Annotated in this window: 15 protein-coding genes and 1 pseudogene; all 16 read right to left on the minus strand. The window is 55.3% G+C overall.

Annotated elements, in window-relative coordinates:
• Positions 1 to 13: 13 nt before the first annotated feature.
• The 16 genes and pseudogenes from V3W49_RS00200 to V3W49_RS00275 all read right to left on the minus strand — a co-directional run bounded on the left by V3W49_RS00200 (position 14) and on the right by V3W49_RS00275 (position 17,837).
• Positions 14 to 1,189, minus strand: a complete 1,176-nt coding sequence (locus tag V3W49_RS00200) for a M20 metallopeptidase family protein (RefSeq protein ID WP_500142868.1) — start codon at positions 1,187 to 1,189, stop codon at positions 14 to 16.
• Positions 1,190 to 1,755: 566 nt separating this feature from the next.
• A complete protein-coding gene (locus V3W49_RS00205; RefSeq protein ID WP_500142870.1) occupies positions 1,756 to 1,968 on the minus strand; it encodes a hypothetical protein in 213 nt (70 codons plus the stop codon).
• Between the two features lie 77 nt (positions 1,969 to 2,045).
• Complete coding sequence (locus V3W49_RS00210; RefSeq protein ID WP_500142872.1) at positions 2,046 to 3,281, minus strand: VasL domain-containing protein; 1,236 nt, start codon at positions 3,279 to 3,281, stop codon at positions 2,046 to 2,048.
• Positions 3,282 to 3,325: 44 nt separating this feature from the next.
• Positions 3,326 to 3,763, minus strand: a complete 438-nt coding sequence (gene tssE, locus V3W49_RS00215) for a type VI secretion system baseplate subunit TssE (protein WP_500142873.1) — start codon at positions 3,761 to 3,763, stop codon at positions 3,326 to 3,328.
• A gap of 1 nt (position 3,764) precedes the next feature.
• On the minus strand, positions 3,765 to 4,301 hold the full coding sequence (tssJ, locus tag V3W49_RS00220) for a type VI secretion system lipoprotein TssJ (protein WP_500142875.1): 537 nt from the start codon (positions 4,299 to 4,301) through the stop codon (positions 3,765 to 3,767).
• Positions 4,282 to 5,382, minus strand: a complete 1,101-nt coding sequence (tssG, locus tag V3W49_RS00225) for a type VI secretion system baseplate subunit TssG (protein ID WP_500142876.1) — start codon at positions 5,380 to 5,382, stop codon at positions 4,282 to 4,284. The genes tssJ and tssG overlap by 20 nt, the downstream gene beginning before the upstream one ends.
• The gene (tssF, locus tag V3W49_RS00230; RefSeq protein ID WP_500142877.1) at positions 5,337 to 7,100 is read right to left on the minus strand and encodes a type VI secretion system baseplate subunit TssF; all 1,764 of its coding nucleotides are present in this window, start codon (positions 7,098 to 7,100) and stop codon (positions 5,337 to 5,339) included. Before tssF ends, tssG begins: the two co-directional genes overlap by 46 nt.
• Positions 7,101 to 7,148: 48 nt before the next feature.
• Positions 7,149 to 7,523: a hypothetical protein gene (locus V3W49_RS00235; protein ID WP_500142878.1), complete on the minus strand. Its 375-nt coding sequence runs from the start codon at positions 7,521 to 7,523 to the stop codon at positions 7,149 to 7,151.
• Positions 7,524 to 7,592: 69 nt separating this feature from the next.
• Positions 7,593 to 9,188 (minus strand): type VI secretion system protein TssA, encoded by a 1,596-nt coding sequence (gene tssA / locus V3W49_RS00240; RefSeq protein ID WP_500142880.1) that lies wholly within the window; start codon positions 9,186 to 9,188, stop codon positions 7,593 to 7,595.
• A complete protein-coding gene (locus tag V3W49_RS00245; protein WP_500142882.1) occupies positions 9,185 to 12,592 on the minus strand; it encodes an ImcF-related family protein in 3,408 nt (1,135 codons plus the stop codon). The genes tssA and V3W49_RS00245 overlap by 4 nt, the downstream gene beginning before the upstream one ends.
• On the minus strand, positions 12,576 to 13,733 hold the full coding sequence (locus V3W49_RS00250) for a KPHS_23130 family T6SS system protein (RefSeq protein WP_500142883.1): 1,158 nt from the start codon (positions 13,731 to 13,733) through the stop codon (positions 12,576 to 12,578). The genes V3W49_RS00245 and V3W49_RS00250 overlap by 17 nt, the downstream gene beginning before the upstream one ends.
• A gap of 3 nt (positions 13,734 to 13,736) precedes the next feature.
• A complete protein-coding gene (locus tag V3W49_RS00255) occupies positions 13,737 to 14,003 on the minus strand; it encodes a PAAR domain-containing protein (RefSeq protein WP_500142885.1) in 267 nt (88 codons plus the stop codon).
• Between the two features lie 109 nt (positions 14,004 to 14,112).
• Positions 14,113 to 14,782: pseudogene (locus V3W49_RS00260) on the minus strand (DUF2931 family protein).
• Between the two features lie 61 nt (positions 14,783 to 14,843).
• Positions 14,844 to 15,515 carry a DUF2931 family protein gene (locus V3W49_RS00265; RefSeq protein ID WP_500143247.1) on the minus strand — a complete coding sequence of 224 codons (672 nt, stop codon included), beginning with the start codon at positions 15,513 to 15,515 and terminating at the stop codon, positions 14,844 to 14,846.
• Positions 15,516 to 15,576: 61 nt separating this feature from the next.
• Positions 15,577 to 16,272, minus strand: coding sequence for a DUF2931 family protein (locus V3W49_RS00270; RefSeq protein WP_500142887.1), 696 nt, complete (start codon positions 16,270 to 16,272; stop codon positions 15,577 to 15,579).
• Entirely contained in the window at positions 16,269 to 17,837 is a 1,569-nt protein-coding gene (locus tag V3W49_RS00275) for a T6SS phospholipase effector Tle1-like catalytic domain-containing protein (protein WP_500142889.1), read from the minus strand. The genes V3W49_RS00270 and V3W49_RS00275 overlap by 4 nt, the downstream gene beginning before the upstream one ends.
• Positions 17,838 to 17,839: the final 2 nt, after the last annotated feature.

The following is a 17,839-nucleotide window of genomic DNA, read 5'->3' on the forward strand; positions in this document are numbered from 1 at the left end:
CGGCCCCCTGTCATCACGACATCAGCAGCCGATGCGCCAGCTCCACATAATATTTAACCCCCAGCAGCATCGCTTCCTGCCGGGGATTGAAGTGGGCGTTATGCAGCGCGGGCTGCTCCCTCTGACCGTTTCCAACGCCCAGCCAGGCAAAACAGACCGGCGCCAGCGCCTGATATTCTGAAAAATCCTCGCCGACGCACATGGGCTCGGGCTCCAGCCTGAGACCAGACTCACCCACCAGATGCCGTATCACATCAGCGGCGATATCACATAATCCTTCATCATTTACTATGGCCGAGTAGTCCCAGTCGTCGAAAATCACCTCGGCCTCGCAGCGATGAGCCTGTGCGACGCCCTGCACAATGCGCGTCATCGCCTGCTTAAGCTGCCGACGAACCGGCGCGCTAAAGGTACGGTTGGTGCCGCAGAGGCGGGCGTCGTCTGGAATCGCCGCGGTGGTGCCATCGCCGCACACCAGACTGCATACAGAGAGCACGGCGCTATCGCTGGGATTCACTTCCCGCGCCACTATCGTCTGCAACGCCAGTAGCGTTTCAGCCGCGGCCACACAGGGGTCAATAACCAGATGCGGCATGGAGCTGTGCCCCCCTTTACCCCGCAGCCGGATATGAAAGGTATCCCGGTTCGCCGTCGCGATGCCGCGCTTCAGGGCGATAGTGCCGCAGGCCAGGGCAGGCAAAACGTGCAGCGCGAAAAACATCTCCACGCCCTTTAAGGCGCCGGACTCAACCAGCTCTTTTGCGCCGCCCGGCGACATCTCTTCGCCGCGCTGAAAAATAAAAACAATCTCCCCTTTCAGCTGTTGCTGACAATCAGCCAGAGCGCTCGCGGCCCCCATCAGCATAGCGGTATGCATATCGTGTCCACAGGCATGCATCAGACCGGGTCTTATGGACTGAAAAGGCAGACCGGTTTTTTCTGTTATCGGCAGCGCGTCAATATCGGCGCGAAAAGCGAGCGTTCTTCCCGGATGCCCGCCCTTCAGCCGAGCAACGACGCCGGTTGGCGCCGGGCGCGTAATCTGCAACGCCGGGCAGGCCGAAAGCTGCCGGATAATATATTCAGTGGTCGCCGTCTCCTGGTGCGACAGTTCCGGATAGCGATGAATGGCGGCGCGCCAGTCGCACATTTGCTGGTAGAGCCGCTGCCAGTTGGGATCGAAAGTCATGATCGTCTCCGTTTACGCAGAAAGGATACATGCAGCATCAAACGTGCCAGTCCGGGTACTGGTAGAGAGATCCTTCCTGGAACCGGCAACTCCCCCAACACGCCCTACCCAGGGAAAGCCGGTCGCTATCCAAAAGGGAAGGGATCATCGTTCAGGCATTATCATTTAGATACCGGGCAGGATATTCCCCTGCCCCGGTCGGCCCATCACGCCATGAAACGAGCTCAGCCGATAAATGTAACCTGAAAAGCTGGTGGCTGGCGCTGACACAGCGACGGACGGTTGACATATCCCATTCCGTACATAAAGAAAAACCCCATAATGCTCTGCATCATGGGGTTTAAATATGGCGACAGCGCAGTCCGCCTTATACCGATACAATACCATCCGAAGAAATCTAAAAAACCACGACCATTCGGTCAGGCTATATCAAATCCACCGGCATCAACCCGGGCAGGTGCCTTAGCGGCGGTATATCTCCTTCCGGAAGCGCTCTCTCAGCACCGCCATTTCCGCTTCTGTCCATGGACGGCTCGGCCCCCGGGCCAGGTTCAGCCTGGTCACCATCATTCGGATTGCGCTCTCGCTTCTTCCCAGAACGGTCGCAATATCCCGGGTCGGCTGATGGCCGTAGTTTTTTTCAGAAATCGCTTCTCATCATCGCTCCAGCTATTGCCGCTGCAACCCGGCATACCCGCCATCCTTCTTACACTCCCCACGCTTCTTCCCGGCTCCGCCGCAATGGCGTCCACAGGCTGGTGTTTGTAGTGTTTTTCCACATACTGAAGCTCCTGGACTGTCCATGGAATAGCCTGATCAGTACTAGCAGTAAATTATCCGCGTAGCGCTCCCTGTATCACGGCGCGGTTGCCTGCTGTTTTATCAGCACATAGCGATTCAGTAACTGATTAATATGGATATCCGTCTGTAGCAGTAAGGCTTCCGGCAGCGGCGTTCCGGCTTTCGTCAGACTCAACTGGCGCAGTTGCTCTTCAACCGGTATCGCGCGCGCAAAATTCTGCGTGATGGTAAACACCATGGATTTCAGCTCAGAGCCGGTCAGGTATTTTCCCCGGCGCTCATCCAGCGTATTCAGGCGGCGGGTGAGCGCCTGTAACCCTTCCATTCCCTGATACCAGCCGGTGAGCGTCTCAGCCGGAAGGGCGTTTCCATCGATATACTGCTGCCACCGGGCGTTCAGTTTTTCCGCCTCTCCGGGCGCTGCCCGGGCCGCCAGCACGAAGCCATAATCCTGGCGCCACAGCGGCGGGAGCTGGCCCAACGTCTTCAGCGAGGCTTCGCTGGCGACCAGGGGTAACGGCGTGTCCGGTGCCGGATGGGTAACCTGCCAGCCCCATATCCCGGCGCCCCCTGCCACCAGCATCGTCAGCATTCCGGCAGTAAAAGCCCGCCAGGGGCGCCCGTGAGAAGGCGCGGCCGCCGCCGCTTGCGGAACGGAAGAGGCTTCATGAACGGTATAGACTAGGGGTTCAAAGGGGGCGGCTGGCTCCGGCGTGGGTTTGGTTGCCATGGCCGCCGGCAGGGTAACCTCCCCTTCTTCCGTGTGGCCCCCGCCGCTATCCTCCAGCCGGGCCGCGGCATTCTGCATAAAGGTGCACAATCCCCGTAGCTGGCTGATATGCCTCAGTTCCTGACGCTGCAGCACCTCACACAGGGCGCTGAGATGCTTTTCAGCCTGATAAATCAGGGGCAGGTCAGCATAATGCAGCGTCAGCGTGCGCATCAGTTGCTGCAGGCGCTGGCTGAATCCGGCAAGCGTTTCCATTCTGGCATGAACCGGCTGCGGCCACATCTTGTCCCACTGGCGGGTAAACAGCATATCCAGTATCGCCAGCCCCTCATTCAGCCCGGCCATACCGGCAAGGTGGGTGCGGGCCAGGGTGTACCAGCACGCGGTCTGTAATTCAACGCCATTGTGGCGAAACAGCGACAGGCTCAGCTGCTCCACATGCTGCCAGTCCACATCCGGCCGGGCCGGATGGTTCAGCTTCGCCAGTTCATCGCGCAGCGCAGCATAGTCGGGAAGCTGGCGCGGATCGCCACCGGTTGTCAGAGGATTACGATTCTTCACGGGATATTATCCATCAGGCAGGAAAATAAGGGCAAAACGGCAGTTCACACCATACGATTATCAAGATACTGCTGCTTCAGATGGCGGATAAGCACCCGCCCTTCCGGCATAAATTCGGTGCCGTAGCGCACCAGCCCCACGCCTTTCAGTTCGGCATCGATGGCGTAACGCAGCTCGCCGGGCACCTTTTGTTCCAGCATCACCACCTCGATGCGCTTCAGGCGCGGTTCATATTTCAGTAACACGTCAGAAAACGTGGTCATCAGCTGATGCGCCGTACCGGGCATCCCCTGCAGGATTTTGGTCATATCCGGCAGGCCGTAGTCCGGCAGATGCGCCAGGGTGCCGGCACGGCAGTTAAGAATTCGCTGCATATTGTCCAGTACCGACAAAATCACCTGGTTTTCTTCGCTGACCTGGTGCAGATCCAGACCGCCGGAGAAGTTGCCATAGAGGGTTTCGTAGAGTGAGGGCTGCGACATATCAGTCATCCTTCACCGGTTTCAGGGTCAGGCGGTTATCACCGGCCTCGATAACACGCGCTTTATCCGGATCGAGGGAGTCGCGGGACAGCACCAGCCGCCAGGTGTCATTCTGCTGGTCCGGCGCCATAAACATCGCCGCCACCGCGACGTACTGCGCGCTCTCTTCCATCGGCATATCTACCATCACCGCGCCGCCGGGCGTCAGGCGAACATCCTTCTGCGCCACCAGGTCCGCTTTTATTGCCTGACTGTCGCTGGCGAACAGCGACGGGTAATCCGTGGCGTCAAAGGTTTTCCGGTCTTTCAACTGGTAGATACGAATCACCGTGGAGAGCGCTTCACCCCGGGCATTGCTGTTGACCGCCTCGCGGGTGCGAATGTCCAGATGCAGGGTTTTCACCTGCTTATAAAAAATCGATTTTGTCACAGCGACCGTGCCATCGGTGACCTTCTGCGTCAACCCACAGCCACTCAGCGCGCTTACCGCGGCCAGCGCCAGTAACAGGTTGCCCGTTTTACCAGTGATAATCGCCATCTTCATCGGCCTCCCTTCGGCGAACATTCTCCTGAACCCGCTCATAGCGCCCCAGGTTGATGGTTATGGTGTGTTCTTGTTGTTCTGCTTCCCGACTCAGCGGACGCAGCACGGAGGTACGCCCCAGCTGTACTCCCCCCTGTCCCGACCGGGCTTTCAGCGCCGCATCCGGCAACAGGCTGCGTTTCACACACAATTGCAGCCGGACATCCAGCCGGGCCCCCAGGTAAACATGCAGCAGCGCCATCAGATCGGTGTGCAAATCGCCACCCGGCAGCCAGCCCCGTACCTCGTCGGGGTTAGTGGTGGTCAGGCGCATCAGCACCTGGCTGTTAACGTCGGTCGCGTAAGCGCCCATCACCGGGCGCCCTTTCAGACTGACCGGCTGACGTACGCGCATGGCAAGCGTTTTTTTCAGCGCCACCCTGCGCCGGTCGTGATGCCAGACCTGTGCCCGGGTATCCGGCGCCAGCAGACTGACCAGGGAGCTCATGCCTTCCGCCGTGCGCCCCGGCAGCAGCATGACCGGCAGCAGCGCCAGAAACCGCGACGCCGGGGTGGCAATATTCTCTGCACAGCCGTCAATTCCCAGCCCTGCCAGCCCCAGCAGGTACTGTGAAGTTCGGTCTTTTCCCCCGGCCTCAAAGGTGGCCGGATACGAGTACTTGCGCCAGATCCGGTAATACTGGGCGATCAGGCGGTGGTTGAAGATATCCAGGAAATCCGTGGTCGCCTCAACCCCTTCCCTGCGCTGGGCGATATCATCGATATAGTGCGTGGGCAGCGGTGATTCCACCCCATACAGCCCCATAAAGGTGATTCTGACAGTGGGCGGCAGATGCGGATGCTCAGGCTGCTCCAGCCCCTTAATTTCCGAGGCAGGAAAACCCATACCGGGATGCGGACGAAAGCGTACCGGCTCCAGACCCACCTGCCAGGTGCTACCGATAACCGGTTGTTCCGGCTGACTCTGCTCCAGTAGCTGGCAAAAGCGATAAAAGTTGGTATACGGCAGCCGGTCGCCCAGCTGCTGCATCAATCGGGCAGGCGCGGACAGTGATTCTCTTTCCACCGAATACATTTTCCTTCTGGCTGAACAATCAGGGTGAGCTGATTAAACTGATTCATATCGGTATAGAGGGCAAAAAAACGGTTCAGCAGTTCGCCAAACAGATGGATATCGCCCTCACCGGTAAAGCCGTTGCTGTCGAGCGTGACTTCAATATCCAGCCCGCGCAGCAGAAAGCCCTGTTCGAAACGTTGAATACGGTGATGCTGAACGCGCTGAATGGCGTCCAGACGCCGGTTATTCAACTCATCCTCCTGCCAGTTATAGAGCGCCAGGGTGCCGCGCAATACTTCCGCGCTGCTCATCATATTCAGAAAGCCGGAACCCAGATGGCTCAGGACGCGCCAGTGAAAACGGTCTTCCGCCGGAGGATAGACCGGCAGCGTCGGCTTACAGAGATTCCTGACCGCAAGACGGGTCTGCACCACCTGTTCGCAGCGATCCAACAGCGTGCTTTGCAGCGCCCGGCGCGGCAGCTGGCCATTGGTGCCGGTGATACGTAATGACACGGTCTCGCGGGAGAACGCGCGATCCTCTTCCCACTGGTGCCCCCCCAGAATCAGCCAGGTGTCATGCAAACCGGTCACACCGCGCTTTACCCGGGTATGGTAATAACGCGGCGGCGCCTGGCGACGCATCATCCCGCCTTTATGGCGAAAGCTACTGAACGGCACATACTCGGCATCACCGGTACGCCCGGAGCCCACCACGGAGTCAACGGAATAGATTTCGGTATACCCGTCCTGCAGCCGTTTAGGTCGTAACAGATATTCGCTTTCCAGTCCGTTGATGGTGAGAGGATCGGCTTCAAGGGTAAACAGGTTGATCACCGGTACGCAGTGCAGACAAAGCGCCTCATCGGTCACCGGCAGATCCGACGGCCAGGGGTGAGTGAACACCACCTCGATATCGAAATACGCCACCCCGGCCGGTGGTGTGATGCCCTCCAGCCCGTTGAGGTTGACGAACATAAATTTCTCGCGGAAGGTGAAGTATTCCAGCAGTAGTTGATAGCCGCTGAACGCGGTTTCACCTTTTGGCCACAGTCCGTCCTCTTCACTGAAACCGCCCGGCGAGAAATAACCATCAAGACGAACACGATCGACCTGGCCAGGCAGGCGCAGATACATCGCCGCCTGGCGCCGGGTCAGCATCAGGTGCAGTTGGCTGCTGACCGGCGCTTGTTCCGCCAGATACAGGCTCAGGCGGCTCAAATCCGCCTGCGACCAGTCGGCCTGCTCGCTACAGGCGAAGCGAATGCGCAACAGCGAGCGCCCGTCCGGCTCGGTGGTCATGGTGACCCCCGAGACACTGAGCGGATTCAGCACCATATCGCGGGTGGTACGATAGTTGCACACGGTATTGCGGGGCCCCACCGGTCGGGAATAAACCTCCATACCGGCAGGCACCTGCTCCGCCATTTTCATTGACTGCAATTCCGGGGTAAACGCCACCACCGACAGCGACGGAATAGTGCGCAGATAGTGCGGCCACAGCATGCTGACCAGCCCTTCGGTCAGCTCGGGCAGGTCATCATCAATTTTTTCCCGCAGTCGCCCCATTGAGAAGGCAAAACCTTCGAACAGGCGTTCCACATAAGGGTCGGGGGTACCGGCTTTATCCAGATCCAACATCGCGGCACGGTCAGGGTGCGCCCGGGCAAACTCTTTTGCCGCTTCACGCAGATAGCGCATCTCGGCGTCGTAATAGCGTAAGGTTAAGTCGTCCATGTGTTTCCAGATAGATGAATTAAAGGAGCTGACCAGAAGCAGGGCAGATTAATCATGGGAGGCCGTAGCCAGAACGTTTCCATCTTTGTCACGGTAAATGGCACCGCCACTTGCATCAGTCAGCGTAACGCTACCAATGATATTCCCGGACTGGTCCTTGTATATTATTTGTTTACCGACTTCTGCTGTGGATGAGCCTGCCAGATGTCCGTACTTGTTGCGATAAGTCGTGCTGCCATCTTTTTCCTTTATCGAAGTCCCGAGTATCTGCCCGGTTTCATCTGAATAAGTCGTTTTTCCCATTGAGTCAGTGACTTCATCAATCCGATGGAAACCGCCTTTCAGGTAAAATACCGAAAACCCGTCAAATGAATGTGCCAGCGGCGCAAATAAAAAACAGATAGCCAGAAGATACTTAAACATAATACGCATACCTTTCTTTAGTCATGTTTATTCTGAGGGGCGGAGGTTTCATTGCGCAAGGCGTTTTCATCATCCACACAACACCGCCGCCCGGGCCGGGTCGAGGGCTATCAGACCGGCCAGTAGTTGTTCCATTAACGGCCCCAGACGGGCCTTGTCGGCTTCGCTGCGCCCGGCTTTCGTCCGCAGTAGTTTCAGATGACGTGCCCGAATTTCGAACAACAGCTCCGGCTCCCAGTGCGCCAGGGTAACCTCATCGGCCTGCGTACCCAGTTCACCGAGCAGATGTATCGCCAGTTCATTCCTGCCATACTGTTCGGCAAGGCGTGCCATCACCAGGCGCAGCAGCCACTTCTGACGTGCCGTGGTAATATCCGGGCGGCCCTGTAGCCAGGTCAGCGCCGCTTCAGTCCCCTCACTGTCGGCAAGCGCCACCGCTTCCGGCTCCAGCTGAAGAATATCGTCACCGGCGCCATTCACCGGGGCGGCGGCCACCTCATTCCCCCAGGCGCTGCCGGTATCCATCACCGCCTGATTTATCCAGTTCAGGGTCACTTCATCGGCAAAGGGAGTGCCATCATTAAAGGCCAGGGTTTCCAGCCCCCGCAGGCGGGTAAGCAGCCCTTTCAGGTCGGCAGCGATAATTTCCGCCAGCGCCTGCTGCCCCGACTTCATCAGCCCCTGGTGGATATACCACTGCAAATCCAGCCACAGATGATTAGCCCCGCGGGAGAACAGACTGTCGGCCTGCTCCAGAATCTCGCTCCAGCTCTGCTGCAGATAAAGGCGTTTCAGTAACGCCCGCTGATCGGCTTTAGGCGGTTCAATGCGAGTTCGCCCGTCGCCCGCTATCGCCGGGAGCTCCTGGAGCGTGTCGTGACGCAGGCTTTTCATCAGATGATGGGCCGCTAACCAGCCGCCGGGCTGTTCCCGTAACCAGGCCGTCAGCGTACGCCCCTGAGAGAGCAGCTCCTGGCCGGAGGTGATACGGCCAGGCTCCGGCGCCTGACTACGAAGGGAGGATGCAGCCGGCGTGGCGCCGCTGACATTCTGAGGAACCACCGCATCCACGCCCCCTGCACTGACCAGACGCGCCTCCAGCGCACTGTACAGGGCATTCAGCTGTGGTCGTGTCTCTTCAGGCAACAGGGATAGCGCGTCGCTCATCAGCAATAACGCCCCGACGGTATGCTGCGCCTGTTCCCGCACCACCTCCGGATACAGGGAGAGACTGTCGAGCATACGGGCACTGGTCAGCCATTCCAGCGCCGCTTTACGGCTGCGATCGCGCTGCGGGTGCAACTGCGAGCCGAAGCGCGTAAGCAAACCCGCCAGTAGCGCCAGCCCCTGCGCCAGCCCCTGCTCCCCCTCCTGGTGCAGTTTTGCCCAGCAGTAATACGTCGCCACGCGGATATCTTTGGTCACGCCAGTCAGCAGCTTTTCAGCCAGAGCGCAAATCAACCCGGTATCCGCCCCGGAGAGTTTATTTACCTCTTCGCGCATCTGCTGAAAGTCGTCGTCATAGCTCGGATCTTCACCGACGGCTGAATCGCCGGGCAGAGGCAGCAGCCAGGACTCCCACAACGTCACGTGGTCACGGGCCTGCTGCAACAGCGCGCTTTGTTCCATCCGGCAAGCGTTCACCAGCGCATTCAGTGATGTCATAGCCCGTTTTCCTCCACATCTGCGTCGGCCATCGTACTCTGTACCGCGGCGGCATCGACGCTAAAAATTGTTGCCGGCAGGCGGAAATTGCGCAGTTTCAGGAGCGCCAGCGGCCCCTCGCCGGCTTCAGTGCGCAGAGTGTAGTTAAGATGACGTCCATCCGGCACCTTCCAGCTCAGGCTGTAGCTGCTGGCCACCCCCGGGTAAGCGCTGACGGCGGCTTTATCCAGCAGGCGTATCCATCCCCAGGCGCCGGGCATATCCGCATACTGGCGGGTTCCCGCCTGAGTGCTTATCCAGCTTAAGCTCGCGCCCGGCGCCTCGGTATCCGCAGGCCAGGTGAAGCGCTTCCACATCGGCATCTGGTTAACGTAGACCAGCTTCTGGCTGTCAACGACCAGGCTGGTTTGCATCACACCGGAAGCCGTTCCCGGACGTAGCTCAAAATGCAGTCCGGCTTCACCGTTGGTGAACACCACGTCCGAAATATGGCTCAGGGTGTTCATGGCGGCCAGAAAGGCCGGATTAAAGGTCAGCCCCTGGGCGTTAATGCTGTCCGGCACCCAGTGGCTGCCTTCCTTGTGCAATACGCCTTTGAGCCGTGTCTGTAAAAACTGCGCAATGCGCCCGGAATCAGCATTCAGATACTTAGCCAGCAGCGGCAGGGAAACATCGCTGCTGGCGCTGTTGAAGGGATAGCGACCACCGAAGGCGCTGTTCCAGTCGCTGACCACCGCCTGCTGCCACTGAGCATTCAGGCTGTCTGCCGCCGGGGTCAGCACCTGCTGCCAGGCCTGCTCCATGGGATGAACAAAGACCGTGCGGCCAAACCCGCTCCACTCCTGCCCCAGCCCGGCGGCAATCAGGCTGCCGTAATCGCGGGTTTCCGTCAGATCCACCGCTTTTCCCTGGAACACGGTCTGGGCCAGCGCCTGAGTCATGGCCTGGGGGTCGGCGGCGTTGGTCACCTGTTGCAGGCGCAGACGCACCTGGGTGACGCGGGTCAGGTAAGTCTGGAGGCTCTGCGCCTGGCCCCCGGCCCGGTTTTTATCCATCAGCGCCAGCACCGGCCCGAAGGTGGCGTCCAGCGGGCCATGAGCGCCGGCGCTCTGGTCGATGGCATTTTTCTGGTCAGCGCCCAGCAGATTCTTCGCCGATTTGACCAGCGAATCGGAGAGCGCTTCCCGCGTCTGCCCGGTACGGCCCTGAACGTTCAGGGTGTTCATCAGCGCCACCAGCGGCGACTGGCGCACATCGGCCATCAGGGTAAGCTGGTCGATGGCGTCGGACAGCGTGGTGGCCCGGTTCCAGCGCAGACCGTTCAGAAACTCCAGCCATGCGCCGCCAAAGTCGGCAAAATAGCGTTCCGTCAGACGGGCCTGCAAGGCTTCCGGGGAGCCTTCCTGTTGAGGTTTTTGCTGACTGTCGGTCAGTACCCAGTCCAGCTCCTCACGGCGCTCTTTCACCACTTTTTCAATGGCCGGTTGTACCGCCTGCTCCCAGGCCTGACGGGTGAACATGCCCGGCACCACATCGGGGGTGGTAAACAGCCGTGACGCATCGGTATCGCCGGTCATATCCTCCAGCCGCATATCCATATACAGATTCGCCACCTGTGACAGCATCTTCTGGTACAGCGAAGATTCGCTGTTGCGCATGCCCACCAGGCGAACCAGCAGGGCGCGGGACTGGCTGACCAGATTCTCATCCGCGGGCCAGCGCCATTGCGGATGCGTTTTCAGGCTGGCGGCATAGAACGTTAGCAACGACGGCGCCATACCTCGCCACGCGCCATCCGCGATGCCCGTGCGCCGGGGCCAGTCCTGCAACAGGGTGGTGCTGAACCAGGCGGCATCCATACGCGGTGGACGGGCCAGCATCAGATACAGCTTCAGACGTTCCCAGGAGGCTTTCGCCATCTGTTCACGCAGCGGGCTGTCCGGAGGGAGCGCCACAAATTCGTCAAGCTGCTGCTGAAGATGGGCGGCGGCGGCATCGCGTAACAGCGGCCGTGCGCTGTCGGCGTAGCGCGGCCACAAAGCGCTCAGCAGTTGATTATTCTGGTTGAGACCGGCCCGGTAATACCAGGGAACGCCATGCTCAGCGCGGTACTGTAGCTGCCCCAGGGTCTTCTGAAGCGCCAGCAGCGCGTGCAGACGCTCAGGCAACGGTTTCTGGTGCTCAGAGGAGAGCGCCACCTGCTGCTGAGCACTGTTAATCAGACTGCGGTTGCTGGCGAAAGAGACCAGCATCCAGATACCCCATAACGCCAGCAGTAGAGCCAGCGCCGACACCGCCACCCGCGGCCAGTGGATACCGGGTTTACGGGGGCGCAGGCTGGCGGGCAGTGAGCGCACCGATTCCGGCAGCACATCCCAGCGTTTATCCCTGCCCCAGTGATGCTTTACGCTGCGCTCCGCCCCGGCCGAGACCTGGCTGAACACCACGCCCGCCAGCGGCAGGGGGCGATACGGATTCAGCATCACCGACAGCGGCTGCGACAGGCTTTCAGGCTCGCGGATAAGCTGATCGGCCAGGGTCAGCAAAAAGTTGTGCCGCACCGAATCGCAGACCTGCGCAATTCCCCGGTGGGTCAGTTGGTCCGCGAGCGTCTGAAGCTGCTGTTCCAGCTCCCCGGCACCACAACTGCCAGGCAGCAGGCAGCCCGTCGCCTGGGTGATACGCCCTTCCGGCTGGCCGGCACGCGGATGCAGCGACCAGACATAAAGCGGCAGATTCCAGCCCAGTGCCGTCATGCGCTCGCTGATGGCATGAGCCAGGGTATCCATCGCGCTGTCGGAAGGCGCGGCGGATGGCGCCTGCAACCCGGGGGCCGACAGCCGGTCAAAGGCCGGGGTCACCCACACCATGCCATCCGCCGGGCGGCGGCGCAGCTTACGCAGGGCTTTCAGCCATGCACTATCCGTCGGTGCGTTAAGATCGCCGCCCCACAGCAGCAGCGTGCCCTTATCTTCCTGCCAGTACTGGCTGGTGAGGCCAGGAGTGAGCCGCTCCACATCGGCGGCAGCGCCGGTAACCAGCAGAATGCGGATTTTACTGGCCCAGCGGCGGTTGTAGAGGTGACGCATGGCGTTGCGGATTTCACTGACGGTGACGTTGCGGGGTGGGGTTTGTATAAGCCGGGATTCATCGCCAGGTAAGCCATTTTCCCGACGAGCTTTCCTGCGATGAGTCAGTTCCTGTGCATATCTTTTGATGGCCGGAAGATAACGGATAAACGCCAGCCCCAGGCACAGGAGTACTAATGTCAGAACTTGTCCGTTACGTGTTCCTATGCCCAGACGTGCGCCATAATGAGTTATCAACCACCACAACGCCACCACGCCGGCAAGTACGATTCCAATCCGCCCGAACCGGCCAAACAGACTACCCGATGTGTTCATCTTCACTTCCTGATGTGACTGTACTGATAAAACGTTGTTCTCTGGAGGAGAACAACGTCAGAAGAGAGGTATTAGCCAGACTGACCAGATCGGCTGCCAGAGCAGTCAGCAACCACGGCGCCGCAGGCCCCGGGATACCGCACCATCTTTCCAGCAGCATACGTCCGGCAGGATCCCACCCGGCGCCGTGTTCGCTCCCGATAGTCATGAGTGGCGCGGCAATCTTTTCCCAGCAGCGGCTGTCACCCAATACGCTGGCGGTACGACAAGCGGCAATCTGAGTCTCAAGGAATAGCGTGAAATCCTCGTCAAATTTGTCCATTTCCAGTGGCATCGGGCGCAACAGGCGGGCCGGGTGCGGCAGGCGGTATTTTTGTGCTACATCATCACTGGTCATCAGCAGCGCGGCCAGCCCGTCAGAATACGCGCCATCGCCGCACAGCTGCATCACCAGGAGCAGATCAACATTCAGGAGCGGTTGTTTAAGGCGTTCTTCGACCCATCCCATGGAAAAATTAGAGGTTATCGTGATGTCGCCAGGAACAGCGCGCTGCGGAAACAAGGATGCCCAAACTGTAGCAAAGGACTCTGACAACCCAGCGTCAGGCAAATCGGTTATCAGCGTCACCCTCACTGGAAGATCAGCGGGCAACTGGTAAAGAGCCCCCGTTGTACCTTTAAGCAGTACCTGCAAGGACTCATCGGCCAGATGGTTACGACCAGGGAGATAGTTTATTTTTCTGATAAGGCCGTACTGCTGCGGTAATTCGTGATGAAGACATGCCACAGTGATTTTATCGGGTAAAAAAATGCAACTGCCAACAATTGCAAGATACCTTTCAGCCCAGGTTTCCCACTGTTTCTGGGCATGATCGGACTCTTTCTTCAGAAACTCATGTCGCTCAACTTCTTTACCCCAAAGCCAGCCTCTCAGACAGAGAAGAAACAGCCAGATCCCCGATGGTGTGAGGGAGACCAGCCAGATATTGAGACCCGAGAGTTCTTTCACCATACCGGCTGCGTGGATCATGAATAATAGAACCCCGACGATGACCATCAGCACACCGCTTAGGAACCACCCCATCATGGACGGTACCGGGGGTAACTCCGTTGTTAATGACTTCGCTCTTTTCCAGCCCATGGATTATCCTATTGCACACTCCGGTGCGCTGGAAATCACCTGACATCCGCACTGGCATTTGCATCCGTCAACGACAACAGCCTTACCGTCAGATGACCATTCAGGCGAGCCTTCCACTATGGGGTTGGTACCATGTCCTTTTTTAGGGCAACTAACCATATCGCCGATCAGGGCCACTTTTTTTCCGTTCACAATCATGGTTGATGATGCTGAAATAACGCTTCCACCATGCGTAGTTTTATCACCCAGTAAAACGAAGCCTTTAGTCATATAAAACACCGTTATATTTAAGTAAAAACATAAGAGACAGAAAACACCTTCCCCAAATCAGATACTTTCATCGCAGAACAAAAAATCGCCCAATAAAGAAAACAACTCATCACCATTGACCGTAAGGATATTTTTTACCTTTAACAAAATCCTTTGTCCCTTTTGTATATTTATACCCGCGACTAAAGTCAGTAATATTTTTACACATATCTAACTTATCACCAGATACGGTCTCAACCAGGATATCCTTGAGTTCTATATTCGGCTTACGGCTGTTCTGTAACCATGCCCTGACTTTACCTTCCGGTGCCAGGCCGATAACCATAAAGCGATGGTAGCGCTGTTCGCCTTTAGCACCATTATGATAAGCGCTCTCAGCTTCTTCATATGGGGCAAAATAAGGCGTCAGCATCATCTTCCAGACTTCGCCGCTGAAGGTTATTCTGGTCTCGTAAACTTTTTTATCGATAACTGAATCCCAGCAGAAATGGATAAACTGAGGCGGGTTTTTAGCTTTATTAAATGCTGTAATCCCAAAACCAAGTTTATCTCCCCACTTCCCTATACTACTGCGACTGGGTTTCGTTCCATCCAGCGTTCTGTAAGCGGTAAAAAATCCCATCTGTATCCAGCAACTCCGCATAAGTTACAACTGCTGGTAACGCCTTTGGGTAAACAAAATCAAAATACCATTCATCATAGGGCGCCAGCAAACTGGGTAACTCAGATGACTTTTCAGCATTATTATCCGCAAGGGCATTAGCAGAGATAAAACACATGATAATAACCAAAAGATATACTTTCAATATACCCTCCCTGAACCAGGGCCAATAAAATTATTTACCATTGGCCGTAAGGATATTTTTTACCTTTAATAAATTGTATTATATCGTCATCGTAACCATAAGAAAAATCACTGGATGTGATTTTTTTGCACATATCTAACTTATCACCAGATACGGTCTCAACCAGGATATCCTTGAGTTCTATATTCGGCTTACGGCTGTTCTTTAACCATACCCTGACTTTACCTTCCGGTGCCAGGCCGATAACCATAAAGCGATGGTAGCGCTGTTCGCCTTTAGCACCATTATGATAAGCGCTCTCGGCTTCTTCATATGGGGCAAAATAAGGCGTCAGCATCATCTTCCAGACTTCGCCGCTGAAGGTTATTCTGGTCTCGTAAACTTTTTTATCGATAACTGAATCCCAGCAGAAATGGATAAACTGGGGCGGATTTTTAGCTTTATTAAATGAAGGAATACCTCCACCCAATCCTTTTTTAGCCCATTGACCAACACTGGCATCACTTGTATTAACCCCATCCAGAGTCCGGAATCGGTACAGAATTCCATCTGTATCCAGCAACTCCGCATAGGTTACAACAGCAGGCAAAGCCTTAGGTGTTACGAAATCAAAATACCATTCATCATAGGGCGCCAGCAAACTGGGTAACTCAGATGACTTTTCAGCATTATTATCCGCAAGGGCATTAGCAGAGATAAAACACATGATAATAACCAAAAGATATACTTTCAATATACCCTCCCTGAACCAGGGCCAATACAATTATTTACCATTGGCCGTAAGGATATTTTTTACCTTTAATAAATTGTATTATATCGTCATCGTAACCATAAGAAAAATCACTGGATGTGATTTTTTTGCACATATCTAACTTATCACCAGATACGGTCTCAACCAGGATATCCTTGAGTTCTATATTCGGCTTACGGCTGTTCTGTAACCATGCCCTGACTTTACCTTCCGGTGCCAGGCCGATAACCATAAAGCGATGGTAGCGCTGTTCGCCTTTAGCACCATTATGATAAGCGCTCTCAGCTTCTTCATATGGGGCAAAATAAGGCGTCAGCATCATCTTCCAGACTTCGCCGCTGAAGGTTATTCTGGTCTCGTAAACTTTTTTATCGATAACTGAATCCCAGCAGAAATGGATAAACTGAGGCGGGTTTTTAGCTTTATTAAATGCTGTAATCCCAAAACCAAGTTTATCTCCCCACTTCCCTATACTACTGCGACTGGGTTTCGTTCCATCCAGCGTTCTGAAGCGGTAAAAAATCCCATCTGTATCCAGCAACTCCGCATAAGTTACAACTGCTGGTAACGCCTTTGGGTAAACAAAATCAAAATACCATTCATCATAGGGCGCCAGCAAACTGGAAAGTTTGGTGGGTTTATCCGTGTTTCCACCTGCAAATGCACATCCGGATACAAACAAGGCTGCTAATAAAACGGATATTTTTTTCATGATATGACTTCTCCCTTCATATTATAAATCGTACGTCGCCAGTTCGCATCAGGCCGGTTGACAAAACTTAATGCCGCAGACACGCCTGCACCACTGGTCACTTTTCTCTTTGAATCGTAATCTACAGCATTCCAGTTTGCTGAACAGTGAATATATTTTCCAATGGCATTAATCTCATCAAGTGTAAATGGTGTGGATTGAGAGCCAGCAAAAATCGCCTTCCCCTGAGATATGGCTTTTTTGCATAGCGGCATTAATTCATCATTAAATTTCAACTCAACATTGGTTTGACGAATCGGTTCGAATAATACTCCTGCATCTTTGGCAATCTCATACATAACCCTCAGAACAACTTTCGACCAGTCATTGGATACCGTACGTTCAAACGTGACAGCCGCGCCCACCTTTTTGTTGAAATTGTTATAACGGTCCGGAGGCATTCTGTTATCATAATTGCTCTCTACTTTTATCACTCCTGATTGCAACAATGGTGCGAGGGATGGAAATCCAAAAAGTAATTCACTCTGGGATGCAGCATTACGGTAGACCCGGGTCGTCTGTTCAGGAGTATTTTCCGGTACAGTTTCAATTTCAGGACGGGTCAGAAAGTAATACTCCGACTCTTCCGGATTATATCCTCCCCCAATATCAGAATGCACGCCAGGCAGGCTCAGTTCTGGCCAGGACTCTTTGATACTATTGAGGCAGAAGTTGTAACGGCACTCATGCATTGCTGTGATCTGAAAGACGTGTTTTGCAATACCCGCGGGCAACTCCAGTTTAACGTCATGGTTATTACTGTCATGGGGATCAAGACCATCTGAAAGCGCGGCGACAGCTGCAACGGTATCAAAAGGGCCAATAAACCGGATTTCTCCAGCAGGTTTTCCATGTTGCATAAAGCCACAAAGGCCCACCTTAATCGCTTCCACCAGGGCAGGATCTTCATCATTAACTCGATTTGCAAAATGCCGGGCAGCCGCTGCCCCACGGCTAAAGCCGAATATATCAAACTGGATTTTTGCGATGGCGATAGATTTCATGTCATTCTTTTCAATGAATATTGAAATTTGTTTTTTTATCAGTTCTATCGCCCGATCGGTTTTGGCAATAACACCCGTTTCGTCATTTCCAAAAGCTAAACCATACATTGAGTCTGGTTTCTTGTTTGTGGTTCCTATTCCTTCAATATAGACGGCTCGTTGTGCTTCACAGACATCATCTTCTATTTGTTCATCTTGCTGGTATAGGGTATTCAACCAGTGAATATTAGTGTAATACCCCAAATAACTTGTTGCAGCCGTGTCACTGTATCCTTTTTTAGCCATACATTTTTTACTGAATACAGCCAACTCCCGGGCGTCAAGACCATAGCGCTCAGGCTTACATTGTTCCAGACGAAAATTCGTATTCTCAAGATTATTCCCTGTTCCGTCAAAAAACACCCCTATTGTTAATGTCACTCCTCGGGCAGGGTTCCGCTGAAGCACAATTTTTTTTGCCGTATTACGAATGCAGGTTTTATGATCGCCGTCAGGGGCATCGTAACAGTAATATTCTGTCATTT

Source organism: Rosenbergiella sp. YN46, assembly GCF_036620675.1.
Taxonomy (GTDB): domain Bacteria; phylum Pseudomonadota; class Gammaproteobacteria; order Enterobacterales; family Enterobacteriaceae; genus Jejubacter.

Bases quoted from the DNA above. Each gene is read 5' to 3' on its own strand.
- V3W49_RS00200 (WP_500142868.1), bottom strand. From the start codon at position 1,189: ATGACTTTCGATCCCAACTGGCAGCGGCTCTACCAGCAAATGTGCGAC.
- tssE (WP_500142873.1), bottom strand. From the start codon at position 3,763: ATGTCGCAGCCCTCACTCTACGAAACCCTCTATGGCAACTTCTCCGGC.
- tssJ (WP_500142875.1), bottom strand. From the start codon at position 4,301: ATGGCGATTATCACTGGTAAAACGGGCAACCTGTTACTGGCGCTGGCC.
- tssG (WP_500142876.1), bottom strand. From the start codon at position 5,382: ATGTATTCGGTGGAAAGAGAATCACTGTCCGCGCCTGCCCGATTGATG.
- tssF (WP_500142877.1), bottom strand. From the start codon at position 7,100: ATGGACGACTTAACCTTACGCTATTACGACGCCGAGATGCGCTATCTG.
- V3W49_RS00235 (WP_500142878.1), bottom strand. From the start codon at position 7,523: ATGTTTAAGTATCTTCTGGCTATCTGTTTTTTATTTGCGCCGCTGGCA.
- tssA (WP_500142880.1), bottom strand. From the start codon at position 9,188: ATGACATCACTGAATGCGCTGGTGAACGCTTGCCGGATGGAACAAAGC.
- V3W49_RS00245 (WP_500142882.1), bottom strand. From the start codon at position 12,592: ATGAACACATCGGGTAGTCTGTTTGGCCGGTTCGGGCGGATTGGAATC.
- V3W49_RS00250 (WP_500142883.1), bottom strand. From the start codon at position 13,733: ATGGGCTGGAAAAGAGCGAAGTCATTAACAACGGAGTTACCCCCGGTA.
- V3W49_RS00255 (WP_500142885.1), bottom strand. From the start codon at position 14,003: ATGACTAAAGGCTTCGTTTTACTGGGTGATAAAACTACGCATGGTGGA.
- V3W49_RS00265 (WP_500143247.1), bottom strand. From the start codon at position 15,515: ATGTGTTTTATCTCTGCTAATGCCCTTGCGGATAATAATGCTGAAAAG.
- V3W49_RS00270 (WP_500142887.1), bottom strand. From the start codon at position 16,272: ATGAAAAAAATATCCGTTTTATTAGCAGCCTTGTTTGTATCCGGATGT.
- V3W49_RS00275 (WP_500142889.1), bottom strand. From the start codon at position 17,837: ATGACAGAATATTACTGTTACGATGCCCCTGACGGCGATCATAAAACC.